General features: G+C 35.9%; 36 protein-coding genes. All 36 read left to right on the top strand.

Features of this window, described 5'->3' with window-relative positions; translation table 11 throughout:
- The 36 genes from DI487_RS04000 to carA all read left to right on the top strand — a co-directional run bounded on the left by DI487_RS04000 (nucleotide 1) and on the right by carA (nucleotide 24,190).
- Nucleotides 1-2,112: a glycoside hydrolase family 97 protein gene (locus tag DI487_RS04000; RefSeq protein ID WP_109568518.1), complete on the top strand. Its 2,112-nt coding sequence runs from the start codon at nucleotides 1-3 to the stop codon at nucleotides 2,110-2,112.
- 68 nt (nucleotides 2,113-2,180) lie between these two features.
- A complete protein-coding gene (locus DI487_RS03995; protein ID WP_109568517.1) occupies nucleotides 2,181-4,016 on the top strand; it encodes a glycoside hydrolase family 13 protein in 1,836 nt (611 codons plus the stop codon).
- 89 nt (nucleotides 4,017-4,105) lie between these two features.
- Nucleotides 4,106-5,509 carry an alpha-amylase family glycosyl hydrolase gene (locus tag DI487_RS03990; protein ID WP_109568516.1) on the top strand — a complete coding sequence of 468 codons (1,404 nt, stop codon included), beginning with the start codon at nucleotides 4,106-4,108 and terminating at the stop codon, nucleotides 5,507-5,509.
- Between the two features lie 165 nt (nucleotides 5,510-5,674).
- Nucleotides 5,675-6,055, top strand: a complete 381-nt coding sequence (gene rpsL / locus DI487_RS03985) for a 30S ribosomal protein S12 (protein ID WP_072781281.1) — start codon at nucleotides 5,675-5,677, stop codon at nucleotides 6,053-6,055.
- A 24-nt stretch (nucleotides 6,056-6,079) separates the two neighbouring features.
- The gene (gene rpsG, locus DI487_RS03980; protein WP_109568515.1) at nucleotides 6,080-6,556 is read left to right on the top strand and encodes a 30S ribosomal protein S7; all 477 of its coding nucleotides are present in this window, start codon (nucleotides 6,080-6,082) and stop codon (nucleotides 6,554-6,556) included.
- Nucleotides 6,557-6,578: 22 nt separating this feature from the next.
- Nucleotides 6,579-8,714 (top strand): elongation factor G, encoded by a 2,136-nt coding sequence (fusA, locus tag DI487_RS03975; protein WP_109568514.1) that lies wholly within the window; start codon nucleotides 6,579-6,581, stop codon nucleotides 8,712-8,714.
- Nucleotides 8,715-8,725: 11 nt separating this feature from the next.
- Nucleotides 8,726-9,031, top strand: coding sequence for a 30S ribosomal protein S10 (gene rpsJ, locus DI487_RS03970; RefSeq protein ID WP_109568513.1), 306 nt, complete (start codon nucleotides 8,726-8,728; stop codon nucleotides 9,029-9,031).
- 223 nt (nucleotides 9,032-9,254) lie between these two features.
- Nucleotides 9,255-9,872 (top strand): 50S ribosomal protein L3, encoded by a 618-nt coding sequence (gene rplC, locus DI487_RS03965; protein ID WP_109568512.1) that lies wholly within the window; start codon nucleotides 9,255-9,257, stop codon nucleotides 9,870-9,872.
- Nucleotides 9,872-10,501: a 50S ribosomal protein L4 gene (gene rplD / locus DI487_RS03960; protein ID WP_109568511.1), complete on the top strand. Its 630-nt coding sequence runs from the start codon at nucleotides 9,872-9,874 to the stop codon at nucleotides 10,499-10,501. The genes rplC and rplD overlap by 1 nt, the downstream gene beginning before the upstream one ends.
- 8 nt (nucleotides 10,502-10,509) lie before the next feature.
- On the top strand, nucleotides 10,510-10,800 hold the full coding sequence (rplW, locus tag DI487_RS03955; protein ID WP_109568510.1) for a 50S ribosomal protein L23: 291 nt from the start codon (nucleotides 10,510-10,512) through the stop codon (nucleotides 10,798-10,800).
- Between the two features lie 6 nt (nucleotides 10,801-10,806).
- A complete protein-coding gene (gene rplB / locus DI487_RS03950) occupies nucleotides 10,807-11,631 on the top strand; it encodes a 50S ribosomal protein L2 (RefSeq protein WP_109568509.1) in 825 nt (274 codons plus the stop codon).
- Nucleotides 11,632-11,641: 10 nt separating this feature from the next.
- The gene (gene rpsS, locus DI487_RS03945; RefSeq protein WP_109568508.1) at nucleotides 11,642-11,920 is read left to right on the top strand and encodes a 30S ribosomal protein S19; all 279 of its coding nucleotides are present in this window, start codon (nucleotides 11,642-11,644) and stop codon (nucleotides 11,918-11,920) included.
- 9 nt (nucleotides 11,921-11,929) lie between these two features.
- A complete protein-coding gene (rplV, locus tag DI487_RS03940; protein WP_109568507.1) occupies nucleotides 11,930-12,340 on the top strand; it encodes a 50S ribosomal protein L22 in 411 nt (136 codons plus the stop codon).
- 8 nt (nucleotides 12,341-12,348) lie between these two features.
- Nucleotides 12,349-13,065 carry a 30S ribosomal protein S3 gene (rpsC, locus tag DI487_RS03935; RefSeq protein ID WP_109568506.1) on the top strand — a complete coding sequence of 239 codons (717 nt, stop codon included), beginning with the start codon at nucleotides 12,349-12,351 and terminating at the stop codon, nucleotides 13,063-13,065.
- Between the two features lie 20 nt (nucleotides 13,066-13,085).
- Entirely contained in the window at nucleotides 13,086-13,505 is a 420-nt protein-coding gene (gene rplP, locus DI487_RS03930; RefSeq protein ID WP_109568505.1) for a 50S ribosomal protein L16, read from the top strand.
- 13 nt (nucleotides 13,506-13,518) lie between these two features.
- Nucleotides 13,519-13,710 carry a 50S ribosomal protein L29 gene (gene rpmC, locus DI487_RS03925; RefSeq protein WP_109568504.1) on the top strand — a complete coding sequence of 64 codons (192 nt, stop codon included), beginning with the start codon at nucleotides 13,519-13,521 and terminating at the stop codon, nucleotides 13,708-13,710.
- An 18-nt stretch (nucleotides 13,711-13,728) separates the two neighbouring features.
- The gene (gene rpsQ / locus DI487_RS03920) at nucleotides 13,729-13,986 is read left to right on the top strand and encodes a 30S ribosomal protein S17 (RefSeq protein ID WP_109568503.1); all 258 of its coding nucleotides are present in this window, start codon (nucleotides 13,729-13,731) and stop codon (nucleotides 13,984-13,986) included.
- A 2-nt stretch (nucleotides 13,987-13,988) separates the two neighbouring features.
- Complete coding sequence (gene rplN, locus DI487_RS03915; RefSeq protein ID WP_007803649.1) at nucleotides 13,989-14,357, top strand: 50S ribosomal protein L14; 369 nt, start codon at nucleotides 13,989-13,991, stop codon at nucleotides 14,355-14,357.
- 11 nt (nucleotides 14,358-14,368) lie between these two features.
- Nucleotides 14,369-14,683 (top strand): 50S ribosomal protein L24, encoded by a 315-nt coding sequence (gene rplX, locus DI487_RS03910; protein ID WP_109570598.1) that lies wholly within the window; start codon nucleotides 14,369-14,371, stop codon nucleotides 14,681-14,683.
- 2 nt (nucleotides 14,684-14,685) lie between these two features.
- Nucleotides 14,686-15,237, top strand: coding sequence for a 50S ribosomal protein L5 (rplE, locus tag DI487_RS03905; RefSeq protein ID WP_109568502.1), 552 nt, complete (start codon nucleotides 14,686-14,688; stop codon nucleotides 15,235-15,237).
- Nucleotides 15,238-15,240: 3 nt separating this feature from the next.
- Nucleotides 15,241-15,510 carry a 30S ribosomal protein S14 gene (gene rpsN, locus DI487_RS03900; RefSeq protein WP_109568501.1) on the top strand — a complete coding sequence of 90 codons (270 nt, stop codon included), beginning with the start codon at nucleotides 15,241-15,243 and terminating at the stop codon, nucleotides 15,508-15,510.
- A 197-nt stretch (nucleotides 15,511-15,707) separates the two neighbouring features.
- Nucleotides 15,708-16,106, top strand: coding sequence for a 30S ribosomal protein S8 (rpsH, locus tag DI487_RS03895; protein WP_109568500.1), 399 nt, complete (start codon nucleotides 15,708-15,710; stop codon nucleotides 16,104-16,106).
- A 15-nt stretch (nucleotides 16,107-16,121) separates the two neighbouring features.
- Nucleotides 16,122-16,664: a 50S ribosomal protein L6 gene (rplF, locus tag DI487_RS03890; protein ID WP_109568499.1), complete on the top strand. Its 543-nt coding sequence runs from the start codon at nucleotides 16,122-16,124 to the stop codon at nucleotides 16,662-16,664.
- Between the two features lie 11 nt (nucleotides 16,665-16,675).
- On the top strand, nucleotides 16,676-17,026 hold the full coding sequence (gene rplR / locus DI487_RS03885) for a 50S ribosomal protein L18 (RefSeq protein WP_109568498.1): 351 nt from the start codon (nucleotides 16,676-16,678) through the stop codon (nucleotides 17,024-17,026).
- A gap of 4 nt (nucleotides 17,027-17,030) precedes the next feature.
- Entirely contained in the window at nucleotides 17,031-17,555 is a 525-nt protein-coding gene (gene rpsE / locus DI487_RS03880; RefSeq protein WP_109568497.1) for a 30S ribosomal protein S5, read from the top strand.
- A gap of 14 nt (nucleotides 17,556-17,569) precedes the next feature.
- Nucleotides 17,570-17,752, top strand: coding sequence for a 50S ribosomal protein L30 (gene rpmD / locus DI487_RS03875; RefSeq protein ID WP_109568496.1), 183 nt, complete (start codon nucleotides 17,570-17,572; stop codon nucleotides 17,750-17,752).
- 11 nt (nucleotides 17,753-17,763) lie between these two features.
- On the top strand, nucleotides 17,764-18,216 hold the full coding sequence (rplO, locus tag DI487_RS03870; protein ID WP_109568495.1) for a 50S ribosomal protein L15: 453 nt from the start codon (nucleotides 17,764-17,766) through the stop codon (nucleotides 18,214-18,216).
- A gap of 13 nt (nucleotides 18,217-18,229) precedes the next feature.
- Entirely contained in the window at nucleotides 18,230-19,579 is a 1,350-nt protein-coding gene (secY, locus tag DI487_RS03865; protein WP_109568494.1) for a preprotein translocase subunit SecY, read from the top strand.
- Between the two features lie 5 nt (nucleotides 19,580-19,584).
- The gene (infA, locus tag DI487_RS03860; protein ID WP_045968400.1) at nucleotides 19,585-19,800 is read left to right on the top strand and encodes a translation initiation factor IF-1; all 216 of its coding nucleotides are present in this window, start codon (nucleotides 19,585-19,587) and stop codon (nucleotides 19,798-19,800) included.
- Nucleotides 19,801-19,811: 11 nt separating this feature from the next.
- A complete protein-coding gene (gene ykgO / locus DI487_RS03855; protein WP_002987490.1) occupies nucleotides 19,812-19,928 on the top strand; it encodes a type B 50S ribosomal protein L36 in 117 nt (38 codons plus the stop codon).
- A 2-nt stretch (nucleotides 19,929-19,930) separates the two neighbouring features.
- On the top strand, nucleotides 19,931-20,305 hold the full coding sequence (gene rpsM / locus DI487_RS03850) for a 30S ribosomal protein S13 (protein WP_109568493.1): 375 nt from the start codon (nucleotides 19,931-19,933) through the stop codon (nucleotides 20,303-20,305).
- 12 nt (nucleotides 20,306-20,317) lie between these two features.
- A complete protein-coding gene (gene rpsK / locus DI487_RS03845; RefSeq protein WP_072781218.1) occupies nucleotides 20,318-20,701 on the top strand; it encodes a 30S ribosomal protein S11 in 384 nt (127 codons plus the stop codon).
- Nucleotides 20,702-20,793: 92 nt separating this feature from the next.
- Nucleotides 20,794-21,399: a 30S ribosomal protein S4 gene (gene rpsD / locus DI487_RS03840; protein WP_109568492.1), complete on the top strand. Its 606-nt coding sequence runs from the start codon at nucleotides 20,794-20,796 to the stop codon at nucleotides 21,397-21,399.
- Between the two features lie 20 nt (nucleotides 21,400-21,419).
- Nucleotides 21,420-22,412: a DNA-directed RNA polymerase subunit alpha gene (locus tag DI487_RS03835; protein ID WP_109568491.1), complete on the top strand. Its 993-nt coding sequence runs from the start codon at nucleotides 21,420-21,422 to the stop codon at nucleotides 22,410-22,412.
- A 62-nt stretch (nucleotides 22,413-22,474) separates the two neighbouring features.
- Nucleotides 22,475-22,963: a 50S ribosomal protein L17 gene (rplQ, locus tag DI487_RS03830; protein ID WP_109568490.1), complete on the top strand. Its 489-nt coding sequence runs from the start codon at nucleotides 22,475-22,477 to the stop codon at nucleotides 22,961-22,963.
- 117 nt (nucleotides 22,964-23,080) lie between these two features.
- Entirely contained in the window at nucleotides 23,081-24,190 is a 1,110-nt protein-coding gene (gene carA, locus DI487_RS03825) for a glutamine-hydrolyzing carbamoyl-phosphate synthase small subunit (RefSeq protein ID WP_109568489.1), read from the top strand.
- Nucleotides 24,191-24,196: the final 6 nt, after the last annotated feature.

Genomic DNA, 24,196 nt, shown 5'->3' with positions numbered 1-24,196 from the left:
ATGAAAAAAATAATTGTTCTGTTATTCCTTTCTGTGGTTTCATTTGCTGTTAATGCACAAGAGTTAAAGTCGCCAAACGGAAAGCAAGTAATGACTTTTTCGCTTCTGAAAGACGGTACGCCGACGTATCAGCTAAGTTATAACGGAAAAGAAGTAGTAAAACCAAGTAAGCTGGGTTTTGAATTGAAAAATGATAAACAATCCTTGTTAGATGGTTTTGTAATAGAGAAGATAGAAACGAATACATTCAATGAAACGTGGAAACCGGTTTGGGGCGAAGTAAAAGAAATTGTAAATCATTACAATGAATTGGCAGTAACTTTACTTCAAAAAGTAACGAATCGTAAAATGGTTGTTCGCTTTCGTTTGTATAACGAAGGTTTAGGTTTTCGTTACGAATTTCCGGAACAAAAAGATTTAGTGTATTTCGTTATCAAAGAGGAAAGAACACAGTTTGCAATGACGGGAGACCATACCGCTTTTTGGATTCCGGGAGATTATGACACACAAGAATACGATTATACTGAATCAAAATTATCTGAGATACGATCGTTGTTTAAAAATGCAGTGACTTCCAATGCTTCACAAGAGCAATTTTCAGAAACGGGAGTACAAACGGCGTTGATGATGAAAACCGCTGATGGTTTATACATCAATTTACACGAAGCAGCTTTAATCGATTATTCGTTGATGAGTTTGAACTTAGACGATAAAAAATTTGTATTCCAATCTTGGTTAACACCTGATTCAAAAGGAAACAAAGGAAACCTACAAGCACCTTGTCATTCGCCATGGAGAACTGTTATGGTGAGTAATGATGCTCGCGAAATTTTAGCGTCAAAATTGACCTTGAACTTAAATGATCCTTGTAAAATTGAAGATACCTCATGGATTAAACCGGTAAAATATGTTGGTGTTTGGTGGGAAATGATTACCGGAAAAAGCTCATGGGCTTATACTGATGATTTACCTTCTGTACAATTAGGGGTGACGGATTACTCTAAAACAAAACCTAATGGGAAACACGGAGCGACAACTAAACACGTAAAAGAATTGATCGATTTTGCAGCTTTACATGGTTTTGATGCAGTTTTAGTAGAAGGTTGGAACGAAGGTTGGGAAGATTGGTTTGGTCACGAAAAAGATTATGTATTCGATTTTGTAACACCATATCCGGATTTTGATGTAAAAGGAATCCATCAATATGCGGCTTCAAAAGGTATAAAAATGATTATGCACCATGAAACCTCAGGTTCGGTTCGCAACTACGAGCGTCACATGGATACGGCGTACCGATTCATGAAAGACAACGGATATGATGCCGTGAAAAGTGGATATGTGGGGAATATTTTACCAATTGGCGAACATCATTATAGTCAATGGATCAACAATCATTATTTATATGCTGTTAAAAAGGCAGCTGATTATAAGATCATGGTAAATGCGCATGAAGCGGTTCGTCCGACAGGTATTTGTAGAACCTATCCGAATTTAATCGGAAACGAATCGGCTCGTGGAACCGAATTCCAAGCGTTTGGAGGTTCAAAACCAAATCACGTGACGATTTTGCCTTTTACACGATTGATTGGTGGACCAATGGATTACACACCGGGAATTTTTGAAATGGATATCGATAAGTTAAATCCGGATAATCATTCGCATGTAAATTCAACATTGGCAAACCAATTGGCTTTATATGTAACGATGTACAGCCCGTTGCAAATGGCAGCCGATTTACCGGAAAACTACAATCGTTTCTTAGATGCTTTCCAATTTATCAAAGATGTAGCAGTAGATTGGGATGATTCTAAATATTTAGAAGCTGAGCCGGGAAAATATATTACCGTGGCTCGTAAAGCAAAAGGAACTCAAAATTGGTTCATAGGAAATGTTAATGGCATAACCAAGAGAACTTCAAAAATCAAATTAGATTTCTTAGAAAAAGGTAAAAAGTACAAAGCAACTATTTACGCAGATGCTAAAGACGCACATTACAAAACCAATCCGCAGGCTTATATTATTTCTGAAAAAACAGTAAGTAACAAATCAGAGTTAACGTTAACTTCTGCTCCGGGTGGCGGATATGCGATCAGTATCATTGAAGTGAAATAATTAAAATTCCTCCTTATTGTCATTTCGACCTAAGGAGGAATCTCATAAAGAAGATTATTTATTGACTTATGAAAAAACTACTATACTTAATATTAGTGTTGTTCACTATTTCCATTTCAGCTCAGATCGAAAAAATGGAGCCACCGTTTTGGTACGAAGGGATGAATTACAATCAGGTTCAAATTCTTTTCTACGGGAAAAATATAGCGCAAAACCAAGTATCGGTTTCTGATAATGTGGTGATTACAAATGTAGTTAAAACAGAAAATCCGAACTATGTATTCGTGACTATCAATACTAAAGATGTTTCAAGTCGCATCTTACATTTTACATTCAGGAACGGAAGAAAATCGTTTGTTAAGGATTTCGAAATTAAAAAGAGAAGACCTAATTCTGCTTTGCGCAAAAGTTTTGATTCGTCTGATGTGATTTATTTGTTAATGCCGGATAGATTTGCAAATGGAAATCCGGATAACGATTCTGTAAAAAAGTTACAGGAAAAAGGAAACAGAAGTTTGCCGGGTGGAAGACATGGTGGCGATATTCAGGGAATTATCGATCATCTGGATTATGTGCAAGAATTAGGGGCAACAGCAATTTGGTCAACACCGCTTTGCGAAGACAACGATAAGGGCTATTCATATCATACTTACGGGCAATCGGATGTGTATCAGATTGATGTGCGTTACGGGACCAATGAAGATTACAAACGTTTAGCGGCTGAAATGCACAAGCGCGACATGAAATTAATCCTGGATTATGTAACGAATCACTGGGGGGCAGAACATTGGATGTTTAAAGATATGCCAACATACGATTGGTTTCATCAGTTTCCGGGTTATGCCCAAAGTAATTATCGCATGACTACGCAATTTGATTCCAATGCTTCTCAGCGTGATGCTAAATATTGCATGGACGGATGGTTTGTGCCAAGTATGCCTGATTTGAACCAATCCAATCCTTTAGTGCTGAATTATTTGATTCAAAATGCTATTTGGTGGATAGAATATGCTGATTTAGACGGATTCCGTGTCGATACATATTCATACAATGATAAGGAAGGAATTGCTAAATGGACAAAAGCTATCACTGATGAATATCCGTATTTTAATATCGTGGGGGAAGTGTGGATGCATGACCAGGCACAAATGTCGTATTGGCAAAAAGACAGTCCCATTGCTAAGATCCAAAGCTATAATTCGTATTTGCCAAGTGTAATGGATTTTACATTGCACGATGCTTTTGGAAACGTTTTTAATGAAAATAACGCAGGTTGGAATGATGGAATGATTAAATTCTACGATAATTTTACCAATGACTTTTTATATGCCAATCCGAATAATTTATTGATCTTTTTGGAAAACCACGATACAGGTCGTTTCAATCAAAATTACCAAAAGGATTTTAAAAAGTATCAGTTAGGAATGACAGTATTAGCAACTATGCGTGGGATTCCGCAATTATACTATGGAACCGAAATAGCAATGGCTGGCGATAAAGGAAAAGGCGATGCTGATATTCGTCAGGATTTTCCGGGCGGCTGGGAAAGCGATTCCAATAATGCATTTACCAATTCGGGAAGAACGGCAGAGCAGAAGCATTTTTTTGATTTTACCAAAAAAGTGTTGAACTGGCGTAAAACATCAAAGGCTATTCACAACGGGAAGTTAATGCATTACATTCCGGAAAATAATGTGTATGTGTATTTCCGTTATACGGATGATGAAACCGTAATGGTGATCTTGAATAACAATTTAGAAAATCAAACGCTGTCATTGTCTCGATTTGAAGAGCGATTAAAGGATTTTACTTCGGCGGATGAAGTGATCTCAGGAAGTAAGATTTCGCTGGAAAAAGAACTTTCTATTTCAGGGAAAACAGCCATGATTTTAGAATTAAAATAAATGATACCTTGTCATTTCGAGCGTTAGCGAGAAACGTAAGTTCAGCGTAGCTAAATCTCATAAAGTATATTTTACAATAATCAAAGCACATGAAGAAAATAATTCTATCCGTTTTTGCAATTCTGATTTTAATGAGTTGTAAAAAAGAAAAACCAGCAGAAATCCAATCTGAAGAACCGAAATTAGAAGCTATAAACGAAACAACAGCAGATAATGCAGTGATTTATGAAGCTAATATTCGTCAATATTCACCGGAAGGAACGTTTAACGAGTTTACCAAAGATATTCCGAAAGTAAAAGAATTAGGCGTAAAAATCCTTTGGCTGATGCCAATCCATGAGATCGGAGTAAAAAAACGCAAAGCAAAAGGTGAGTTGTCAGTCGAAGATATTACGGATACTATTGAACGAAAAAAATATTTAGGGAGTTATTATTCTATTAAAGACTACAGAAGTATCAATAAAGAGTTTGGTTCGGCTGACGATCTGCATCAATTGGTAGAAACAGCACATCAAAATGGGATATATGTTATTTTGGATTGGGTAGCCAATCATACCGCTTGGGATCATCCTTGGGTAACGGAGCACAACGATTTTTATACACATGATGAAAAAGGAAATATGATTGCTCCTTTTGATTGGACTGATGTTGCCGAATTAAACTATGATAATCCGGAATTGCGGAAAGCTATGATTGCAGATATGAAATATTGGATTACCAATTTTGATATCGATGGTTTTCGATGTGATGTAGCAGGAGAAGTACCAACTGATTTCTGGAATGAAGCTACAGCTCAACTTCGCAAAGAAAAACCAGTTTTTATGTTGGCCGAAGCCGAAAAACCGGAATTAATGAAACAGGCTTTCAATATGCAATACGGTTGGGATGTGCACCATATTTTTAATGATATTGCACAAGGTAAAAAGACAGTTAAAGATTTTGATGCTTACATGACAAAGATCGACACATTGTTAGATAAAGACGATATTTACATGAATTTTACGTCGAATCACGATGAGAATTCCTGGAATGGAACTGAATTTGAACGAATGGGTGATGCGGTTGAAGCTTTTGCTGCTTTGAGCTATGTTATGCCGGGCATGCCTTTAATCTATAACGGACAGGAATACGATTTAAAGAAACGTTTGAAATTTTTCGAAAAAGATACCATTCCTCATGTTGAAGGAAAAATGATGAAGGTTTATGAAAAGCTGGGGAAATTGAAAGCAGAAAATCCGGCTTTAAGCGGAGGAGAACATAAAGCCTCTTATAAAAGAATACTAACGTCAAACGATAATTCGATTCTGGTTTTTGAAAGAGAAAAAGAAGGAAAGAAAGTGGTTTTTATAGCGAATTTGTCAGCAGAAGAGCAAAATGTTACTTTTGAATTAGATCAGAAATATAAAGATTACAACGCAGGAAAACCTTTTGAATTCAAAAAAGAAGAAGGGTTGAAATTAGAACCTTGGCAATATTACATCTTAGTAAATTAAAGGTTAATTGTAATGAATAATAAAGGCGACCTGAGAAAGGTTGCCTTTATGTTTTTGTAAGCATATTGAAAATTAAAGATTTAAGATTTGGTTTATAAAAAATAATTTCTACCTTTGCATCCCTAAAATAGGGTAGTTAAAACAAGTATTAATTTATTAGTAATTATGCCAACAATTCAACAATTAGTAAGAACTGGAAGAGCCAAAATAACTAAGAAGAGTAAATCGGCTGCTTTAGATTCTTGTCCTCAAAGAAGAGGGGTTTGTACGCGTGTTTACACTACAACGCCAAAAAAACCAAACTCGGCAATGCGTAAAGTTGCCCGTGTTCGTTTAACAAATGGTAATGAGGTAAATGCATACATCCCGGGAGAAGGACACAATCTACAAGAGCACTCGATAGTATTAGTTAGAGGTGGAAGGGTAAAAGATTTACCAGGAGTTAGATACCACATCGTACGTGGTGCTTTGGATACAGCCGGAGTTAACGGTCGTTTACAAAGAAGATCTAAATATGGTGCTAAACGCCCTAAAGACAAAAAGTAATTTTAAAACTTTTAAAGAAAAGACATGAGAAAAAGACAGGCCAAAAAAAGACCTCTTTTACCGGATCCGAAGTTTAACGATCAATTGGTGACTCGTTTTGTAAATAACTTAATGTGGGATGGTAAGAAATCAGTTGCTTTTAAAGTATTTTATGATGCATTAGACATCGTTGAGTCTAAAAAGCAAGACGCAGAGAAAACGTCATTAGAGATTTGGAAAGACGCTTTAACAAATGTTATGCCTCACGTAGAAGTTCGTTCTCGTCGTGTAGGTGGTGCTTCATTCCAAATTCCGATGCAAATTCGTCCGGATAGAAAAATTTCTATGGCGATGAAATGGTTAATTCTTTATGCAAGAAAAAGAAATGAGAAATCTATGGCTGGTAAATTAGCTTCTGAAATTTTAGCTGCTGCTAAAGAAGAAGGTGCTGCAGTTAAGAAAAGAATGGACACTCACAAAATGGCTGAGGCAAACAAAGCATTCTCTCACTTTAGATTTTAATTCATAAAGAAATAACAATACAATGGCAAGAGATTTAAAATATACAAGAAATATCGGTATTGCGGCTCACATTGATGCTGGTAAAACAACAACGACTGAGCGTATTTTATTCTATACCGGTAAATCGCATAAGATTGGTGAAGTTCACGAAGGTGCTGCAACCATGGACTGGATGGAGCAAGAAGCGGAAAGAGGTATTACAATTACTTCTGCTGCTACAACTTGTGAGTGGAACTTTCCAACTGAGCAAGGTAAACCTGTTGCAGATACTCACGGATACCACTTTAATATTATCGATACTCCGGGTCACGTTGACTTTACAGTAGAGGTAAACCGTTCATTACGTGTATTAGACGGATTGGTGTTCTTGTTTTCTGCTGTTGACGGTGTTGAGCCTCAGTCAGAAACTAACTGGAGATTAGCTGATAACTATAAGGTTCCTCGTATGGGATTTGTTAACAAGATGGACCGTCAAGGGTCTAACTTCTTAGCGGTTTGTCAGCAAGTAAAAGATATGTTGAAATCTAACGCTGTGCCTTTAGTTTTACCTATTGGTGATGAGGCTGATTTCAAAGGGGTAGTTGATTTGATCAAGAATCAGGCTATTGTATGGCATGATGAAACTCAAGGAGCTACTTTTGATATTATTCCGGTACCGGAAGATATGGTTGCTGATGTGAAAAAATACAGACAGCAATTGATTGAGGAAGTTGCAGCGTATGATGAAAACTTGTTAGAAAAATTCATGGAAGATGAAGATTCTATTACAGAAGATGAAATCAACAATGCATTAAGAAGTGCGACTATCGATATGGCTATTATTCCTATGTTATGTGGATCTTCATTCAAAAACAAAGGAGTTCAGTTTATGTTGGATGCAGTTTGTAAATTCTTACCTTCTCCGTTAGATAAAGAAGCTATCGAAGGAACAGATCCTGATACTGAAGAGCCTATTTCAAGAAAGCCGTCTGTATCTGAGCCTTTCTCAGCTTTGGCGTTTAAGATCGCTACTGACCCTTATGTAGGTCGTTTGGCTTTCTTCCGTGCTTATTCAGGAAGATTAGATGCAGGATCTTATGTTTTCAATTCTCGTTCAGGGAATAAAGAGCGTATCTCTCGTATCTATCAAATGCACGCTAACAAACAAAACCCGATCGAATATATCGAGGCTGGAGATATTGGAGCAGCTGTAGGATTTAAAGATATTAAGACCGGTGATACTTTGTGTGATGAGAAACACCCTATCGTATTAGAATCTATGGTGTTCCCTGATCCGGTAATTGGTATCGCAGTTGAGCCTAAAACAAAAGCTGACGTTGATAAAATGGGTATGGCTTTAGCGAAATTAGCTGAAGAGGATCCTACTTTTACTGTACGTACAGATCATGCTTCAGGTCAAACTATTATTTCAGGTATGGGTGAGCTTCACTTAGATATTATTGTTGACCGTTTAAGACGTGAGTTTAAAGTTGAGGTTAATCAAGGTGAGCCACAAGTTGAGTATAAAGAAGCTTTCACTAGACAAGCAGAGCATAGAGAGGTTTATAAAAAACAATCTGGTGGTCGTGGTAAATTTGGTGATATTGTATTCAAAATCGGACCAGCTGACGAAGTTGATGGAAAAGTTCCTATGGGATTACAATTCATTAATGAAGTTAAAGGTGGTAACGTACCGAAAGAGTACATTCCTGCTGTAGAAAAAGGTTTCAAAGAAGCTATGAAAGAAGGTCCTTTAGCGGGATACGAAGTTGATAGCTTAAAAGTAACTTTATTAGACGGTTCATTTCACCCTGTTGACTCGGATGCACTTTCGTTCGAATTGGCTGCTAAATTAGGTTATAAAGAGTCTGCAAAAGCTGCAGGTGCTGTTATCCTTGAGCCGATCATGAAGTTAGAGGTGTTAACTCCGGAAGAAAACATGGGGGATATTGTAGGTGACTTAAATAGAAGAAGAGGTCAGGTAAATAACATGGATGATAGAGCAGGTTCAAAAGTAATTAAAGCTTCTGTTCCGTTGTCAGAAATGTTTGGTTATGTAACTACTTTGAGAACATTGTCTTCTGGTAGAGCTACATCAACAATGGAGTTCTCTCACTACGCTGAAACACCTTCTAATATTTCAGAAGAAGTTATTAAGAAAGCTAAAGGTAACGCTTAATTTTTAAGAAAATGAGTCAAAAAATCAGAATAAAATTAAAATCATACGATCATAGTTTAGTAGACAAGTCTGCTGAAAAAATCGTAAAAACTGTAAAAAGTACAGGTGCGGTAGTAACGGGTCCTATTCCGTTGCCTACTAATAAAAAGATTTTTACTGTATTGCGTTCACCGCACGTAAACAAAAAATCAAGAGAGCAGTTCGAGTTAAGTTCTTATAAGAGATTATTGGATATCTATTCATCATCATCTAAGACTATCGATGCTTTAATGAAATTGGAATTACCAAGTGGTGTTGAAGTAGAAATCAAAGTTTGATAATTACTTAAACTTACATAAAGAAACCGTCTGGGCTCTGTTCAGCGGTTTTTTTTATATTTTAATTCAAGGTTTGTTAGTAGGTTTTTTCGTTCTGAAAAACACTTAACTAATTAAATTTGCGTGAATTAAAATAAAATTATATATTTGCACCCTCAAAAAGGAGGAGTGTGCCTTTTTGTGAGTAATTTTTAAAGAATTATAAATTAATAAATTGTTAAATATGTCTGGGTTAATCGGAAGAAAAATTGGCATGACTAGCATTTTTGATGAAAATGGGAAAAATATCCCATGTACAGTAATCGAAGCTGGTCCATGCGTAGTTACCCAAGTCAGAACCAACGAGGTTGACGGGTATGAAGCTCTTCAACTTGGTTTCGATGACAAGACTGAGAAACATGCTGTAAAAGCTGAGGTAGGTCACTTCAAAAAAGCAGGTACTGCTGCTAAGAAGAAAGTTGTTGAATTCAAGTATTTTGAAGAAAAACACAATCTAGGAGATGTGTTGACTGTTGATTTATTCAACGAAGGAGAATTTGTAGATGTACAAGGTGTGTCTAAAGGTAAAGGTTTCCAAGGTGTTGTTAAACGTCATGGGTTCGGTGGTGTTGGTCAGTCAACTCACGGTCAGCATAACCGTTTAAGAGCGCCGGGTTCTGTGGGTGCATCGTCTTACCCTTCAAGAGTGTTCAAAGGAATGCGTATGGCGGGTAGAACAGGAGGAGAAAATGTAACAGTTCAAAACCTTAGAGTTTTAAAAGTTGTAGCTGAGAAAAATCTTTTAGTAATAAAAGGTTGTGTTCCTGGTCACAAAAACTCTTACGTAATCATTCAGAAGTAATGGAAGTAAAAGTATTAGATATCAACGGAAAAGATACAGGACGTAAAGTGCAGCTTTCTGATTCTGTATTCGCAATTGAGCCTAATAATCATGCTGTTTACCTTGATGTTAAGCAATATTTAGCAAATCAAAGACAAGGTACTCATAAGTCTAAAGAGAGAGGTGAGATTGCTGGAAGTACTCGTAAAATTAAAAAACAAAAGGGTACAGGTACTGCGCGTGCAGGTAGTGTTAAATCTCCTGTATTTGTAGGTGGTGGTAGAATCTTTGGACCAAAACCAAGAAACTATTCATTCAAATTGAATAAAAACTTGAAAAAATTAGCTCGTAAATCAGCTTTGTCTTTAAAAGCTCAGGAGTCTAATTTGGTAGTAGTAGAAGATTTTGTATTTGAAGCGCCAAACACTAAAAATTTCATTAACGTATTGAAAGCTTTAGGGTTAGATAATAAAAAATCATTATTCGTGTTGGGTGATGCAAATAAAAATGTATATTTGTCGTCACGTAATTTACAATCAACTTCTGTTGTAACCACTTCAGAATTAAACACTTATGCTGTTTTAAATGCTAAGAGTTTAGTTCTTACTGAAGGTTCGGTTAGCGGAATTGAAGCTAATTTAAGTAAATAATTAAGGTTATGAGTATCATTATTAAACCAATTATAACTGAAAAAATAACCAAAGAAGGTGAAGTTTTTAACCGTTTTGGTTTTGTGGTTGATAAGGCTGCTAACAAAATTCAGATCAAAAATGCAGTTGAAGCTGCCTATGGTGTGAATGTGGTTGCTGTTAATACTATGAACTATAGAGCTGATAGAAGTGTTAAATATACCAAAAATGGTTTGATCAGTGGAAAAACAAATGCTTATAAAAAAGCGGTTGTTCAAGTTCAGGAAGGTGAAACAATAGATTTTTATAATAATATCTAATAGAAAATGTCAGTTAGAAAATTAAAACCTATTACCCCGGGTCAGCGTTTTAGAGTTGTAAATAGCTTTGACACTATTACAACTGATAAGCCGGAAAAGTCATTGTTGGCTCCGAAAAAAAACTCTGGAGGTAGAAATAGTCAAGGAAAAATGACCATGCGTTATACGGGTGGTGGTCATAAACAAAAGTATCGTTTGGTAGATTTTAAAAGAACAAAAGCCGGAATTCCTGCTACTGTTAAAACTATCGAATACGATCCGAACCGTTCAGCTTTTATTTCTTTAATCGCTTATGCAGATGGTGCTAAAACATATATCATTGCACAAAACGGTTTACAAGTTGGACAAACTGTAGTGTCTGGTGAAGATGCGGCTCCGGAAATCGGAAATGCAATGCCTTTAAGTAAAATTCCTCTAGGTACAGTTATTTCATGTATCGAGTTAAGACCAGGTCAAGGTGCTGTTATTGCACGTTCTGCAGGGACTTTTGCTCAATTGATGGCGAGAGATGGTAAATATGCAACAATTAAAATGCCTTCTGGTGAAACAAGATTGATCTTGTTGACTTGTATGGCTACAATTGGAGCTGTTTCTAACTCAGATCATCAATTAGTAGTATCAGGTAAAGCTGGTAGATCTAGATGGTTAGGTAGAAGACCTAGAACTAGACCGGTAGCGATGAACCCAGTTGATCACCCAATGGGTGGTGGTGAAGGACGTTCTTCAGGAGGTCACCCACGTTCAAGAAAAGGTTTACCTGCTAAAGGTTATAGAACTCGTTCTAAGGTTAACCCGAGTAATAAGTATATTGTAGAACGTAGAAAGAAATAATTAGATAGACATGGCACGTTCATTAAAAAAAGGACCTTACGTACACTATAAATTAGAGAAGAAAGTTTTAGAAAACGTTGAGAAAGGTAATAAAGCAGTGATCAAAACTTGGTCAAGAGCTTCTATGATTACGCCTGACTTCGTTGGACAGACTATCGCAGTGCATAACGGTCGTCAATTTGTTCCGGTTTATGTAACTGAGAACATGGTAGGTCATAAATTAGGAGAATTTTCGCCAACAAGATCATTCCGTGGTCACGCTGGTGCAAAAAATAAAGGTAAAAAATAATAAGAAGCTATGGGAGTTCGTAAAAAAGAAAGAGCAGAGCAGATTAAAGAAGCTAAAGCGCAAGTTGCTTTTGCTAAATTAAATAACTGCCCTACTTCGCCAAGAAAAATGCGTTTAGTAGCTGATTTGGTAAGAGGTAAGAAAGTAGAATTGGCTCTTAATATATTGAGATTTAGTCAAAAAGAAGCTTCTAGAAAATTAGAAAAACTATTGTTATCAGCTATTGCTAACTGGCAGGCTAAAAATGCTGAAGCAAGTTTAGAAGAAGCAGGCTTATTTGTTAAAGAGATCCGCGTAGATGGTGGTATGATGTTGAAAAGACTTCGTCCGGCTCCGCAAGGTCGCGCGCACAGAATCAGAAAACGTTCTAACCACGTAACAATCGTGTTAGGAGAAAATAATAACACACAAAGTAATTAATAAACAGTATGGGACAAAAGACAAATCCAATCGGAAATAGACTTGGTATCATCAGAGGATGGGACTCAAACTGGTACGGTGGAAATGATTACGGTGATAAAATCGCTGAAGATTACAAAATCCGTAAATACATCCATGCTCGTTTATCTAAAGCTAGTGTTTCTAAGATAATTATCGAGAGAACTTTAAAGCTTGTAACCGTTACTATCACTACGGCTCGTCCAGGTATCATTATTGGTAAAGGAGGTCAAGAGGTAGACAAGTTAAAAGAAGAACTTAAGAAAATTACTGACAAAGAAGTTCAAATTAACATCTTTGAAATCAAAAGACCCGAGTTAGATGCTTATTTAGTGGCTAACAGTATTGCTCGTCAAATTGAAAGCAGAATTTCTTACAGAAGAGCTATTAAAATGGCTATTGCGGCTGCAATGAGAATGAATGCTGAAGGGATCAAAGTTATGATTTCCGGTCGTTTGAATGGTGCTGAAATGGCACGTTCAGAGCATTTCAAAGAAGGAAGAATTCCATTGTCAACTTTCAGAGCTGATATTGACTATGCTTTAGCTGAAGCTCATACTACTTACGGTAGAATGGGAATTAAAGTATGGATCATGAAAGGTGAGGTTTACGGAAAAAGAGATCTTTCTCCGTTAGTAGGTATGGATAAAAAACAATCCAAATCTTCTGGAGGAAAAGGTAAACCAAACACACGCAAAAGAAAGTAATTATTTTAAATTAAAGAAAAATGTTACAGCCTAAAAGAACAAAATACCGTAAGGTACAGAAAGGTAAAATGAAAGGTGTTTCTCAAAGAGGACATGTACTTTCAAATGGTATGTTTGGGATAAAATCTTTAGATTCAGCTTTCATTACTTCTCGTCAAATTGAGGCGGCTCGTATCGCAGCAACACGTTTCATGAAAAGAGAAGGACAGTTGTGGATTAAAATTTTCCCGGATAAGCCAATCACAAAGAAACCTCTTGAAGTACGTATGGGTAAAGGTAAAGGTGCAGTTGAATATTGGGCTGCAGTTGTGAAACCGGGAAGAATCATGTTTGAAGTAGGAGGTGTGCCGCTTTCTGTAGCAAAAGAAGCATTACGTCTTGCTGCACAAAAACTTCCTGTAAAAACTAAGTTTGTTGTTGCTAGAGATTTCGAAGCATAATTAAAAGAGCATTATGAAACAATCAGAAATAAAAGATCTATCTGCAGCTGAGTTACAAGAGAAACTTAGTCAGTTAAAGAAAACTTATACCGACCTAAAAACAGCTCATACAATTTCTCCGATTGATAATCCATTACAATTAAGAAATGTAAGAAGAGCGGTTGCGAGAATTGAAACTGAGTTAACTAAAAGAGAGTTACAATAATTTGTATTCTGCTGAAAGATGGAAAAAAGAAATTTAAGAAAAGAGAGAGTAGGTGTTGTTACTAGCAACAAAATGGAGAAATCTATTGTTGTTTCTGAAACAAGAAAAGTAAAACACCCTTTATATGGTAAGTTCGTGTTGAAAACTAAAAAATACGTTGCACACGACGAAACAAACGATTGTAACATTGGAGATACTGTAAGAATTATGGAGACTCGTCCATTAAGTAAATCTAAATGTTGGAGACTAGTTGAAATCATTGAAAGAGCTAAGTAATTATGGTACAACAAGAATCAAGATTAAAAGTAGCAGATAACACGGGAGCTAAGGAAGTTTTAACTATCCGTGTTTTAGGAGGAACGAAACGTCGTTATGCCTCTGTAGGTGATAAAATTGTAGTTTCTATTAAAGATGCTACTCCTAACGGAAACGTGAAAAAAGGAGCTGTATCTACTGCAGTTGTTGTACGTACTAAAAAAGAAGTGAGAAGAGCTGATGGATCTTACATCCGTTTTGACGATAACGCATGTGTATTGTTAAACGCTGCAGGTGAAATGAGAGGTACTCGTGTTTTTGGTCCGGTAGCTAGAGAACTTCGTGAAAAACAATTCATGAAAATTGTATCATTGGCACCAGAGGTGCTTTAATTCTTAAAATGATGGCAAAGCTAAAAATTAAATCAGGAGACGTAGTAAAAGTAATCGCCGGAGATCATAAAGGGTCTGAAGGAACAGTTTTGCGCGTACTTCGTGAAGCAAATAAAGCGGTAGTTGAAGGGATTAACATGGTTTCAAAACATACAAAACCAAGTGCTAAAAACCCTCAAGGTGGTATCGTTAAGAAGGAAGCTCCTATTCATATTTCAAACCTGTCTTTAATTGACCCGAAATCAAAGTCAGTTACTAAAGTAGGTTTCAAAGTTGAAGGAGACAAGAAAGTGAGATTTTCAAAAAAATCTAATCAAGTATTATAGTTATGTCTTATATACCTAGATTAAAAGAAGAATATAAGAGTAGAGTTATTGCTGCTCTTAGAGAAGAATTCGGTTACAAAAACATTATGCAAGTTCCTAAACTTGAAAAGATTGTTGTAAGCCGTGGAGTTGGTGCAGCTGTATCTGATAAAAAATTAGTAGATTACGCTGTTGAAGAAATTACTAAAATTACTGGTCAAAAGGCTGTGTCTACTATTTCTAAGAAAGACGTTGCTTCTTTCAAATTGAGAAAAGGTATGCCGATCGGTGCTAAAGTAACATTACGTGGAGAAAGAATGTATGAGTTCTTAGACAGATTGATTACTTCGTCTTTACCGCGTGTTAGAGATTTCAACGGGATCAAATCAACTGGTTTTGACGGTAGAGGTAACTATAACTTAGGGGTTCTAGAGCAAATTATCTTCCCTGAGATTGATATCGATAAAGTAAACAAAATTGCTGGTTTTGATATTACTTTTGTAACTTCTGCAAAAACAGATAAAGAAGCAAAATCATTATTAGGAGAACTAGGATTACCTTTTAAAAAGAATTAAGACATGGCTAAAGAATCTATGAAAGCCCGTGAGGCGAAAAGAGAAGCATTAGTAGCTAAATATGCTGAAAAAAGAAAAGCTTTGAAAGAAGCCGGAGATTATGAGGCATTGCAAAAATTACCAAAAAATGCATCTCCTGTGCGTTTACATAATCGTTGTAAATTGACAGGTAGACCAAGAGGCTACATGCGTCAATTCGGAATTTCACGTGTAACATTCCGTGAAATGGCTAACCAAGGATTAATTCCGGGGGTAAAAAAATCCAGTTGGTAATATAAATTTGTTAAAAACAATAAAAAAGTGTACATTTGTGCGCTTTTTTATTGAAAATAAGATTTTTATAAGTCGCAATAGTGCTAAAAACTGGTGCTATCGCGGCTTATAGGAGTTAATTAGAATTTTGAATTTAATTGGTTTTAGGTTCAAGGAGTGGGTTGCCTCTTGAAAACCGGAACCGCAATTTTATATATATGTATACAGATCCAATTGCAGATTTTCTTACAAGAGTTAGAAATGCTGTGAGAGCTAACCACAAAGTGGTTGAGATTCCGGCTTCTAATTTGAAAAAAGAGATCACAAAAATTTTATTTGACCAAGGGTATATCTTGAGTTACAAATTTGAAAATAATACTGTTCAAGGTAGTATTAAAATTGCTCTTAAGTATGACAAAGAAACTAAAGAGCCTGTAATCAGAGATATCCAAAGAATTAGTAAACCAGGTTTACGTAAGTATGCTAGCTCTACTGATTTACCAAGAATCTTAAACGGACTAGGTGTGGCTATTGTTTCTACATCTAAAGGTGTTATGACTGGTAAACAAGCCAAACAGCTTAATGTTGGTGGAGAAGTAATTTGTTACGTATATTAATTAAAAGACGAAAGCATGTCAAGAATAGGTAAAAATCCAATTGCAATTCCAGCAGGAGTAACTGTAGAAGTGAAAGATGCTGTAGTTATAGTAAAAGGAAAATTAGGCGAGCTTTCTCAAGAGTTTTCTGATGTGACGGTAAAAGTTGAGGACAACAATGTTGTTGTTGAGCGTTCATCAGATAACAAAAGTGAGAGAGCGAAACATGGATTATATCGTGCTCTTATCAATAATATGGTTGTAGGAGTTTCAGAAGGTTTTACTAAGGAGTTAGAATTAGTGGGTGTTGGTTACCGTGCTTCAAATCAAGGGCAAAAACTTGATTTGGCATTAGGATACTCTCATAATATTGTTTTAGATATTGCTCCGGAAGTAAAAGTTGAAACAGTTTCTGAAAAAGGTAAAAATCCAATAGTGAAATTATCATCATTTGACAAACAATTATTAGGTCAGGTATCTGCTAAAATCAGATCTTTCCGTAAACCTGAGCCTTACAAAGGAAAAGGTGTTAAGTTTGTAGGTGAAGTATTAAGAAGAAAAGCAGGTAAATCAGCTTAAAAATTAAGGCTATGTCATTAACAAAAACTGAAAGAAGACAAAGAATTAAATTCAGAATTAGAAAGATTGTTAGCGGTACTGCTGCACAACCTAGACTTTCTGTATTTAGATCTAATAAAGAGATCTATGCGCAAGTCATAGATGACGTAAACGGTGTTACATTAGCTTATGCATCTTCTCGTGATAAAGAAGTTGCAAAAGGTACAAAAACTGAAATTGCTAACGCAGTAGGTAAATTAGTAGCTGAAAGAGCTCTTAAATCAGGTATTAGTGAAATCTCTTTTGATAGAGGTGGATATTTGTACCATGGACGTGTTAAATCATTAGCAGAAGGAGCTAGAGAAGCTGGACTAAAATTCTAAAGTTATGTATCAAAAATATAAAAATGTAGAGCTAGTAAAACCAAGTGGTCTTGAATTAAAAGATCGTTTGGTTAGTGTAAATCGTGTTACTAAAGTTACTAAAGGTGGTAGAGCATTCGGTTTCTCTGCTATCGTAGTAGTAGGTGATGAGAGTGGAGTTGTAGGACACGGATTAGGAAAATCTAAAGATGTTTCTGAAGCTATTGCTAAAGCAGTAGAAGACGCAAAGAAAAATTTAGTTAGAGTTCCTTTGAATGGTGTTACTGTACCTCATGAGCAAAAAGGTAAGTATGGTGGGGCTAGAGTTTATTTAATGCCAGCATCTCATGGTACCGGAGTTATTGCCGGTGGTGCAGTGCGTGCGGTATTAGAGTCAGTAGGTATTCACGATGTATTATCTAAATCTCAAGGTTCATCTAATCCTCATAACGTTGTTAAAGCTACTTTTGATGCTTTGTTACAAATGAGAAGTGCTGCAACTGTTGCTAAACAAAGAGGCGTGTCTCTTGATAAAGTATTTAAAGGATAAAAAATTCAAGGAAAATGGCAAAAATTTTAGTAAAACAAGTAAAAAGTAGAATTAACTGTCCGGAGACTCAAAAAAGAACATTAGATTCTTTAGGTTTAAGAAAAATCGGACAAGTTGTTGAGCATGACGCAAGTCCTGCTGTCCTTGGAATGGTAAATAAAGTTAAACACTTAGTTTCTGTTGAAGAAACTAAATAATAGTTTTCGTTATGAATTTAAGTAACTTACAGCCAGCTGAAGGTTCAGTTCACAACCAAAATAAAAGAGTAGGTAGAGGACAAGGTTCCGGTAAAGGTGGTACTTCGACAAGAGGTCACAAAGGAGCAAAGTCACGTTCTGGTTATTCTAAGAAAATTGGTTTCGAAGGTGGTCAAATGCCACTTCAAAGACGTGTACCTAAGTTTGGATTTAAAAATATTAACAGAGTTGAGTATCAAGGTGTGAACTTAGATACAATTCAATATTTAGTAGATAATGGTATTATTACTGATACTGTTGATTTCGACGTATTAGTAGAAAATCGTTTAGCTACAAAAAATAGCTTAGTAAAGATTTTAGGTAGAGGTGAGCTAAAAGCTAAACTTAAAGTTAGTGCTCACAAATTTACTGCCTCTGCAAAAGCTGCAATAGAAGCTGCTGGTGGAGAAGCTGTAACTTTATAATCCTTTTAGTAATATGAAGAAATTTATAGATTCTTTTATCAATGTCTGGAAAATTGAAGAGTTAAAAAACAGAATTTTGTTAACTCTAGGTTTGTTATTAGTGTATCGTTTCGGTGCTCAGGTAACACTTCCGGGTATTGATGCTACTAAATTGGGAAATCTTACTAACCAAACAAACGAAGGTATTGGTTGGTTAATCAATGTATTTACAGGAGGCGCGTTTTCGCAAGCCTCTGTATTTGCATTAGGTATCATGCCTTATATCTCTGCTTCTATCGTAGTTCAGTTGATGGGGATCGCTATTCCTTATCTGCAAAAATTACAGAGTGATGGAGAAAGCGGAAGAAAAAAGATTAACCAAATCACGAGATGGCTAACAATTATAATCACTTTGGTTCAAGGTCCGGGTTATATCTATAACTTATACAGAACCTTGCCTTCTGATGCGTTTTTGTTAGGTGTAAGCTCATTCTCATTCTTGTTCTCATCTGTTTTAATTATGGTGACAGGAACAATATTTGCTATGTGGTTAGGTGAAAAAATCACTGATAAAGGAATCGGAAACGGTATCTCTTTATTAATTATGGTGGGAATTATCGCCAGAATGCCGCAAGCATTTATTCAGGAATTCATGTCTCGTACGTCGCAAGAGTCTAGCGGAAGCATTATGATGATTGTGATGGAGGTGATTTTATGGTTCTTAGTGATCATTGCCAGTATCTTATTGGTTATGGCAGTGAGAAAAATTCCTGTGCAATATGCCAGAAGAACAGTAGCTGGTGAGTTTGAACAAGATATGATGGGTTCTAGACAGTTTATACCTTTGAAGCTAAATGCTTCAGGTGTAATGCCGATTATCTTTGCACAGGCTATTATGTTCATTCCAGCTGCAATTTCCGGATTAGCAAAAGAATCTGACACGGCACAATCGTTGGCCACCATGTTTAAAGATCCGTTCGGATTGGTTTATAATGTGGTATTTGCTTTGTTAATTATAATTTTTACGTATTTTTACACCGCAATTACCGTACCGACAAACAAAATGGCTGATGACTTGAAAAGAAGTGGTGGTTTTATACCAGGGGTAAGACCAGGGGTTGAGACTAGTGATTATCTGGACAAGATTATGTCGTTAATAACCTTTCCGGGTTCTATTTTCTTAGCATTGATTGCGATTTTACCTGCATTCGTGGTAAGTTTATTGAACGTTCAAGGTGCTTGGGGTTATTTTTATGGAGGTACATCTTTACTAATTATGGTGGGGGTTGCTATTGATACTATTCAACAAATTAATACCTATTTATTGAATAGACATTATGATGGTTTGATGAAAAGTGGTAAAAATAGAAAAGCAGTAGCTTAATATTTATGGCAAAACAATCAGCAATAGAACAAGACGGAACAATTGTAGAAGCATTGTCAAATGCAATGTTCCGAGTAGAGTTAGAAAACGGACATGTTGTAATTGCTCATATTTCCGGTAAAATGCGTATGCATTATATTAAATTACTACCGGGAGATAAGGTAAAACTTGAAATGAGCCCTTACGATTTAACAAAAGCAAGAATTACATATAGATACTAAAGGCTATTAAAATGAAAGTAAGAGCATCAGTAAAAAAGAGAAGTGCCGAGTGCATTATAGTGCGTAGAAAAGGAAGATTATACGTGATTAATAAAAAGAATCCTAGATTTAAACAAAGACAAGGATAATTATGGCAAGAATTGCAGGGGTAGATGTACCTAAACAAAAAAGAGGAATTATTGCTTTAACATACATTTTTGGTGTTGGTAAAAGCAGAGCTAAAGATATCTTAGCAAAAGCTCAAGTGAGCGAAGATAAAAAAGTTCAAGATTGGAATGATGATGAGATCAGTGCCATCCGTGAAGCTGTTTCATACTACAAGATTGAAGGTGAATTGCGTTCTGAGATTCAATTAAACATCAAACGTTTAATGGATATCGGATGTCAAAGAGGTATTCGTCACAGAGCTGGACTTCCGTTAAGAGGTCAAAGAACTAAGAATAATTCTAGAACTAGAAAAGGTAAGAGAAAAACTGTTGCTAACAAGAAAAAAGCAACTAAATAATAAGTAAGTAATATGGCTAAGACAACAGCAAAAAAACGTAAAGTTATAGTTGAATCTTCTGGAGAAGCACATATTAATGCTACTTTTAACAACATAATCATTTCATTAACTAACAAAAAAGGTGAAGTGATCTCTTGGTCTTCGGCTGGTAAAATGGGCTTCAGAGGTTCTAAAAAGAACACTCCGTATGCAGCTCAAATGGCAGCAGAAGATTGCGCAAAAGTAGCACTAGAGGCTGGATTGAAAAAAGTAAAAGTTTACGTTAAAGGTCCAGGTAACGGTAGAGAATCAGCTATCCGTTCTATCCACAATGGTGGTATAGAAGTAACTGAAATCATCGATGTTACTCCAATTCCTCATAACGGATGTCGTCCTCCGAAAAGAAGAAGAGTTTAATTATTTTTTAGTATAACCAAGGTAGGTTTACGATTATCGAAGGATAAAATTAGACCTGAATTCATAATCCCTACCTTAATTTATTTTTTAAAATGGCAAGATATACTGGTCCTAAAACAAAAATCGCTCGTAAGTTTGGCGAAGCTATCTTCGGAGATGATAAAGCCTTCGAAAAAAGAAATTACCCTCCGGGACAACATGGTTTGGCTCGTAAAAGAGGTAAAAAATCTGAATATGCTATCCAGTTAATGGAAAAACAAAAAGCTAAATATACGTATGGTATTTTAGAAAAACAATTCAGAAATTTATATGAAAAAGCATCTGCTGCTTCTGGAGTAACAGGTGAAATCTTATTACAATTATGTGAATCACGTTTAGATAACGTTGTATTCCGTATGGGTGTTGCTCCTTCAAGAAGAGCAGCTCGTCAAATTGTATCTCACCGTCATATTACTGTAAATGGAGAGGTTGTTAATATTCCTTCTTATCAATTAAAACCTGGTGATAAAGTAGCTATACGCGAAAAATCAAAATCTCTTGAGGCAATTGAGCGTTCTTTATCTAATTCTGCTCACGTTTACGAGTGGATCACTTGGAACAACGACACTAAAGAAGGTACTTTTGTTGCCGTTCCGCAAAGATTACAAATTCCAGAAAATATCAAAGAACAACTAATCGTTGAGTTGTATAACAAATAATAATTGACTTTAGTCGAGATATGGCATTATTTAATTTTCAAAAGCCCGATAAAGTTATCATGATCGATTCAACCGATTTTGAAGGTAAGTTTGAATTCAGACCTTTAGAACCGGGATACGGATTGACTGTTGGTAATGCATTAAGAAGAGTTTTACTTTCTTCATTAGAAGGTTACGCAATTACATCTGTTAGAATTGAAGGAGTTGAGCATGAATTCTCAACAATTTCTGGTGTAGTTGAAGATGTTACAGAAATTATCCTTAACTTAAAGCAAGCACGTTTCAAAAGACAAATTGAAGACGTTGATAATGAATCTGTTTCAATTTCACTTTCTGGTAAAGAGCAAATTACAGCTGGAGATTTTCAAAAATTCATCTCTGGTTTCCAGGTGTTAAATCCGGATTTAGTAATTTGTACTTTAGATAGTAAAACAACTATCAACATGGAACTTACTATCGAAAAAGGTAGAGGTTATGTTCCTGCTGAAGAAAACAAAAAAGCAAACGCGCCTATTGGAACTATTTTTACAGATTCTATCTATACACCGGTAAAAAATGTAAAATATTCAATTGAAAACTACCGTGTAGAGCAAAAAACTGACTACGAAAAATTAGTTTTTGAAATCGTTACCGACGGATCAATTCATCCAAAAGACGCTTTAACTGAAGCAGCTAAAACGTTGATTCACCACTTTATGTTGTTTTCTGATGAGAGAATTACATTAGAGGCTGATGAAATTGCTCAAACGGAATCATACGACGAAGAATCTTTACACATGCGTCAGTTGTTAAAGACTAAATTGGTAGATATGGATTTGTCTGTAAGAGCATTAAATTGTTTGAAAGCGGCTGAAGTAGATACATTAGGAGACTTGGTTTCTTTCAATAAAAACGACTTAATGAAATTCCGTAATTTTGGTAAAAAATCTTTAACTGAGCTAGACGAATTAGTAGCTTCTAAAGGTTTGAACTTCGGAATGGATTTAAGCAAATATAAATTAGATAAAGAATAAATTACTTCATATTTTGCTCTCCAGAGAGGATCGTAGCAAGATGAAGGCTAAATAAGAACGTCATGAGACACGGAAAAAAAGTAAATCACTTAGGTAGAAAAGCAGGGCATAGAAAAGCTATGTTGGCTAATATGGCATGTTCGTTAATTGAACACAAAAGAATTAACACAACAGTTGCTAAAGCTAAAGCTTTAAAACAATTTATAGAGCCGCTAGTAACTAAGTCAAAAGAAGATACTACACATAACAGACGTATTGTTTTCTCTTATTTAAGAAGCAAATATGCTGTTACTGAATTATTCAGAGAAGTAGCTGCTAAAGTTGGTGATCGTCCGGGAGGATATACTCGTATCATAAAATTAGGAAACCGTTTAGGGGATAATGCAGATATGGCGATGATCGAACTTGTAGATTTTAACACAATCTATAACGGTGGTAAAAAAGAAGTTAAAAAGACTACTCGTCGTAGTAGAACTAAAAAGACCGATGCAGCTCCTGCAGCTGAAGCACCGGCAACTGAAACTTCTGAAAATACTGAAGCAACTGAATAATCATGAAGAAATGATTAATAAAAAAAGGATAAGCTATTTTAGTTTATCCTTTTTTTTATGTTTTAATTTTAAAATAGGTCGAATAGATTTAACTTTGCAAAAAACAACACAATAAGAATGAAATACACAAATCGCAAAAAAGCTGTATTGCTATTAAAGGACGGTACTATTTTTTATGGTAAATCAATCGGAATCGAAGGTAAAACTTTCGGAGAAGTAGCATTTAATACCGGAACGACAGGCTATCAGGAGATCTTTACAGATCCGTCTTATTATGGTCAAATCATGGTGACTACTAATGCGCACATCGGAAATTATGGTGTAAATGACCTGGAAGTGGAATCCAATGGTGTGAAAATTGCCGGTTTGGTATGTAAAAATTTTAGTTTTAACTACTCAAGAGAAAGAGCAACGGAAAGTTTGTTGGATTACTTCCAAAAACAAAATCTGATCGCTATTTCAGATGTGGATACCAGAGCTTTAGTAAGCTATATTCGTGATAATGGTGCAATGAACGCTGTAATTTGTACAGATGATACGTCAATTGATGAATTGAAGAAACTTTTAGCTGAAGTGCCGGATATGAATGGATTAGAATTAGCTTCAGTAGTTTCAGCAAAAGAACCGTATTTTTTCGGTAACGAAAACGCAACATATAAAGTTTCAGCGTTAGATTTGGGGATCAAGACCAATATTTTGCGAAATCTGGCAGCAAGAGATTGCTATATTAAAGTTTTTCCTTATGATGCAAGTTATGCTGACCTGAAATCATTTAATCCTGATGGTTATTTCTTGTCGAATGGTCCCGGTGATCCCGAGCCGTTAGAGTCAGCACAACAGGTAGCTCGCGATATTTTGAACGAAAATAAGCCTCTTTTTGGTATTTGTCTGGGACATCAGGTAATTGCTTTGGCAAATGGAATTTCTACCTATAAAATGTTCAACGGACATAGAGGAATCAACCATCCGGTCAAAAATCTGATTACGGGAAAAGGCGAGATTACCTCTCAAAACCATGGTTTTGCGGTATCGAAAGAGGATTTGGAAAAGAATACAGATTTTGAATTGACTCATGTGCATCTTAATGATGGTACGGTTGCCGGTATGCGTATGAAATCTAAGAACTGTTTTTCAGTACAATATCACCCGGAAGCAAGTCCCGGACCACACGATTCTTCCTATCTTTTCGATCAGTTTGTTGAGAATATCAAGGCTTCGAAGAACTAAATCGTT

It is taken from the genome of Flavobacterium sediminis (assembly GCF_003148385.1).
GTDB classification, from domain to species: Bacteria; Bacteroidota; Bacteroidia; order Flavobacteriales; family Flavobacteriaceae; genus Flavobacterium; species Flavobacterium sediminis.
This window is presented reverse-complemented; position numbering and strand designations above follow the sequence as displayed.

What these genes read in the sequence shown, in the direction of transcription:
- rpmC (WP_109568504.1), top strand. Translation starts at nt 13,519, where the DNA reads ATGAAACAATCAGAAATAAAAGATCTATCTGCAGCTGAGTTACAAGAG.
- rplP (WP_109568505.1), top strand. Translation starts at nt 13,086, where the DNA reads ATGTTACAGCCTAAAAGAACAAAATACCGTAAGGTACAGAAAGGTAAA.
- rpsS (WP_109568508.1), top strand. Translation starts at nt 11,642, where the DNA reads ATGGCACGTTCATTAAAAAAAGGACCTTACGTACACTATAAATTAGAG.
- rpsG (WP_109568515.1), top strand. Translation starts at nt 6,080, where the DNA reads ATGAGAAAAAGACAGGCCAAAAAAAGACCTCTTTTACCGGATCCGAAG.
- rpmD (WP_109568496.1), top strand. Translation starts at nt 17,570, where the DNA reads ATGGCAAAAATTTTAGTAAAACAAGTAAAAAGTAGAATTAACTGTCCG.
- rpsL (WP_072781281.1), top strand. Translation starts at nt 5,675, where the DNA reads ATGCCAACAATTCAACAATTAGTAAGAACTGGAAGAGCCAAAATAACT.
- secY (WP_109568494.1), top strand. Translation starts at nt 18,230, where the DNA reads ATGAAGAAATTTATAGATTCTTTTATCAATGTCTGGAAAATTGAAGAG.
- rpsK (WP_072781218.1), top strand. Translation starts at nt 20,318, where the DNA reads ATGGCTAAGACAACAGCAAAAAAACGTAAAGTTATAGTTGAATCTTCT.
- rplX (WP_109570598.1), top strand. Translation starts at nt 14,369, where the DNA reads ATGGCAAAGCTAAAAATTAAATCAGGAGACGTAGTAAAAGTAATCGCC.
- rplD (WP_109568511.1), top strand. Translation starts at nt 9,872, where the DNA reads ATGGAAGTAAAAGTATTAGATATCAACGGAAAAGATACAGGACGTAAA.
- fusA (WP_109568514.1), top strand. Translation starts at nt 6,579, where the DNA reads ATGGCAAGAGATTTAAAATATACAAGAAATATCGGTATTGCGGCTCAC.
- rplQ (WP_109568490.1), top strand. Translation starts at nt 22,475, where the DNA reads ATGAGACACGGAAAAAAAGTAAATCACTTAGGTAGAAAAGCAGGGCAT.
- rpsC (WP_109568506.1), top strand. Translation starts at nt 12,349, where the DNA reads ATGGGACAAAAGACAAATCCAATCGGAAATAGACTTGGTATCATCAGA.
- rplB (WP_109568509.1), top strand. Translation starts at nt 10,807, where the DNA reads ATGTCAGTTAGAAAATTAAAACCTATTACCCCGGGTCAGCGTTTTAGA.
- carA (WP_109568489.1), top strand. Translation starts at nt 23,081, where the DNA reads ATGAAATACACAAATCGCAAAAAAGCTGTATTGCTATTAAAGGACGGT.
- ykgO (WP_002987490.1), top strand. Translation starts at nt 19,812, where the DNA reads ATGAAAGTAAGAGCATCAGTAAAAAAGAGAAGTGCCGAGTGCATTATA.
- rplF (WP_109568499.1), top strand. Translation starts at nt 16,122, where the DNA reads ATGTCAAGAATAGGTAAAAATCCAATTGCAATTCCAGCAGGAGTAACT.
- rpsD (WP_109568492.1), top strand. Translation starts at nt 20,794, where the DNA reads ATGGCAAGATATACTGGTCCTAAAACAAAAATCGCTCGTAAGTTTGGC.
- DI487_RS04000 (WP_109568518.1), top strand. Translation starts at nt 1, where the DNA reads ATGAAAAAAATAATTGTTCTGTTATTCCTTTCTGTGGTTTCATTTGCT.
- infA (WP_045968400.1), top strand. Translation starts at nt 19,585, where the DNA reads ATGGCAAAACAATCAGCAATAGAACAAGACGGAACAATTGTAGAAGCA.
- rplC (WP_109568512.1), top strand. Translation starts at nt 9,255, where the DNA reads ATGTCTGGGTTAATCGGAAGAAAAATTGGCATGACTAGCATTTTTGAT.
- rplO (WP_109568495.1), top strand. Translation starts at nt 17,764, where the DNA reads ATGAATTTAAGTAACTTACAGCCAGCTGAAGGTTCAGTTCACAACCAA.
- rpsH (WP_109568500.1), top strand. Translation starts at nt 15,708, where the DNA reads ATGTATACAGATCCAATTGCAGATTTTCTTACAAGAGTTAGAAATGCT.
- rpsJ (WP_109568513.1), top strand. Translation starts at nt 8,726, where the DNA reads ATGAGTCAAAAAATCAGAATAAAATTAAAATCATACGATCATAGTTTA.
- rplW (WP_109568510.1), top strand. Translation starts at nt 10,510, where the DNA reads ATGAGTATCATTATTAAACCAATTATAACTGAAAAAATAACCAAAGAA.
- rplE (WP_109568502.1), top strand. Translation starts at nt 14,686, where the DNA reads ATGTCTTATATACCTAGATTAAAAGAAGAATATAAGAGTAGAGTTATT.
- rplN (WP_007803649.1), top strand. Translation starts at nt 13,989, where the DNA reads ATGGTACAACAAGAATCAAGATTAAAAGTAGCAGATAACACGGGAGCT.
- rpsQ (WP_109568503.1), top strand. Translation starts at nt 13,729, where the DNA reads ATGGAAAAAAGAAATTTAAGAAAAGAGAGAGTAGGTGTTGTTACTAGC.
- rpsM (WP_109568493.1), top strand. Translation starts at nt 19,931, where the DNA reads ATGGCAAGAATTGCAGGGGTAGATGTACCTAAACAAAAAAGAGGAATT.
- DI487_RS03995 (WP_109568517.1), top strand. Translation starts at nt 2,181, where the DNA reads ATGAAAAAACTACTATACTTAATATTAGTGTTGTTCACTATTTCCATT.
- rplR (WP_109568498.1), top strand. Translation starts at nt 16,676, where the DNA reads ATGTCATTAACAAAAACTGAAAGAAGACAAAGAATTAAATTCAGAATT.
- rplV (WP_109568507.1), top strand. Translation starts at nt 11,930, where the DNA reads ATGGGAGTTCGTAAAAAAGAAAGAGCAGAGCAGATTAAAGAAGCTAAA.
- rpsN (WP_109568501.1), top strand. Translation starts at nt 15,241, where the DNA reads ATGGCTAAAGAATCTATGAAAGCCCGTGAGGCGAAAAGAGAAGCATTA.
- rpsE (WP_109568497.1), top strand. Translation starts at nt 17,031, where the DNA reads ATGTATCAAAAATATAAAAATGTAGAGCTAGTAAAACCAAGTGGTCTT.
- DI487_RS03835 (WP_109568491.1), top strand. Translation starts at nt 21,420, where the DNA reads ATGGCATTATTTAATTTTCAAAAGCCCGATAAAGTTATCATGATCGAT.
- DI487_RS03990 (WP_109568516.1), top strand. Translation starts at nt 4,106, where the DNA reads ATGAAGAAAATAATTCTATCCGTTTTTGCAATTCTGATTTTAATGAGT.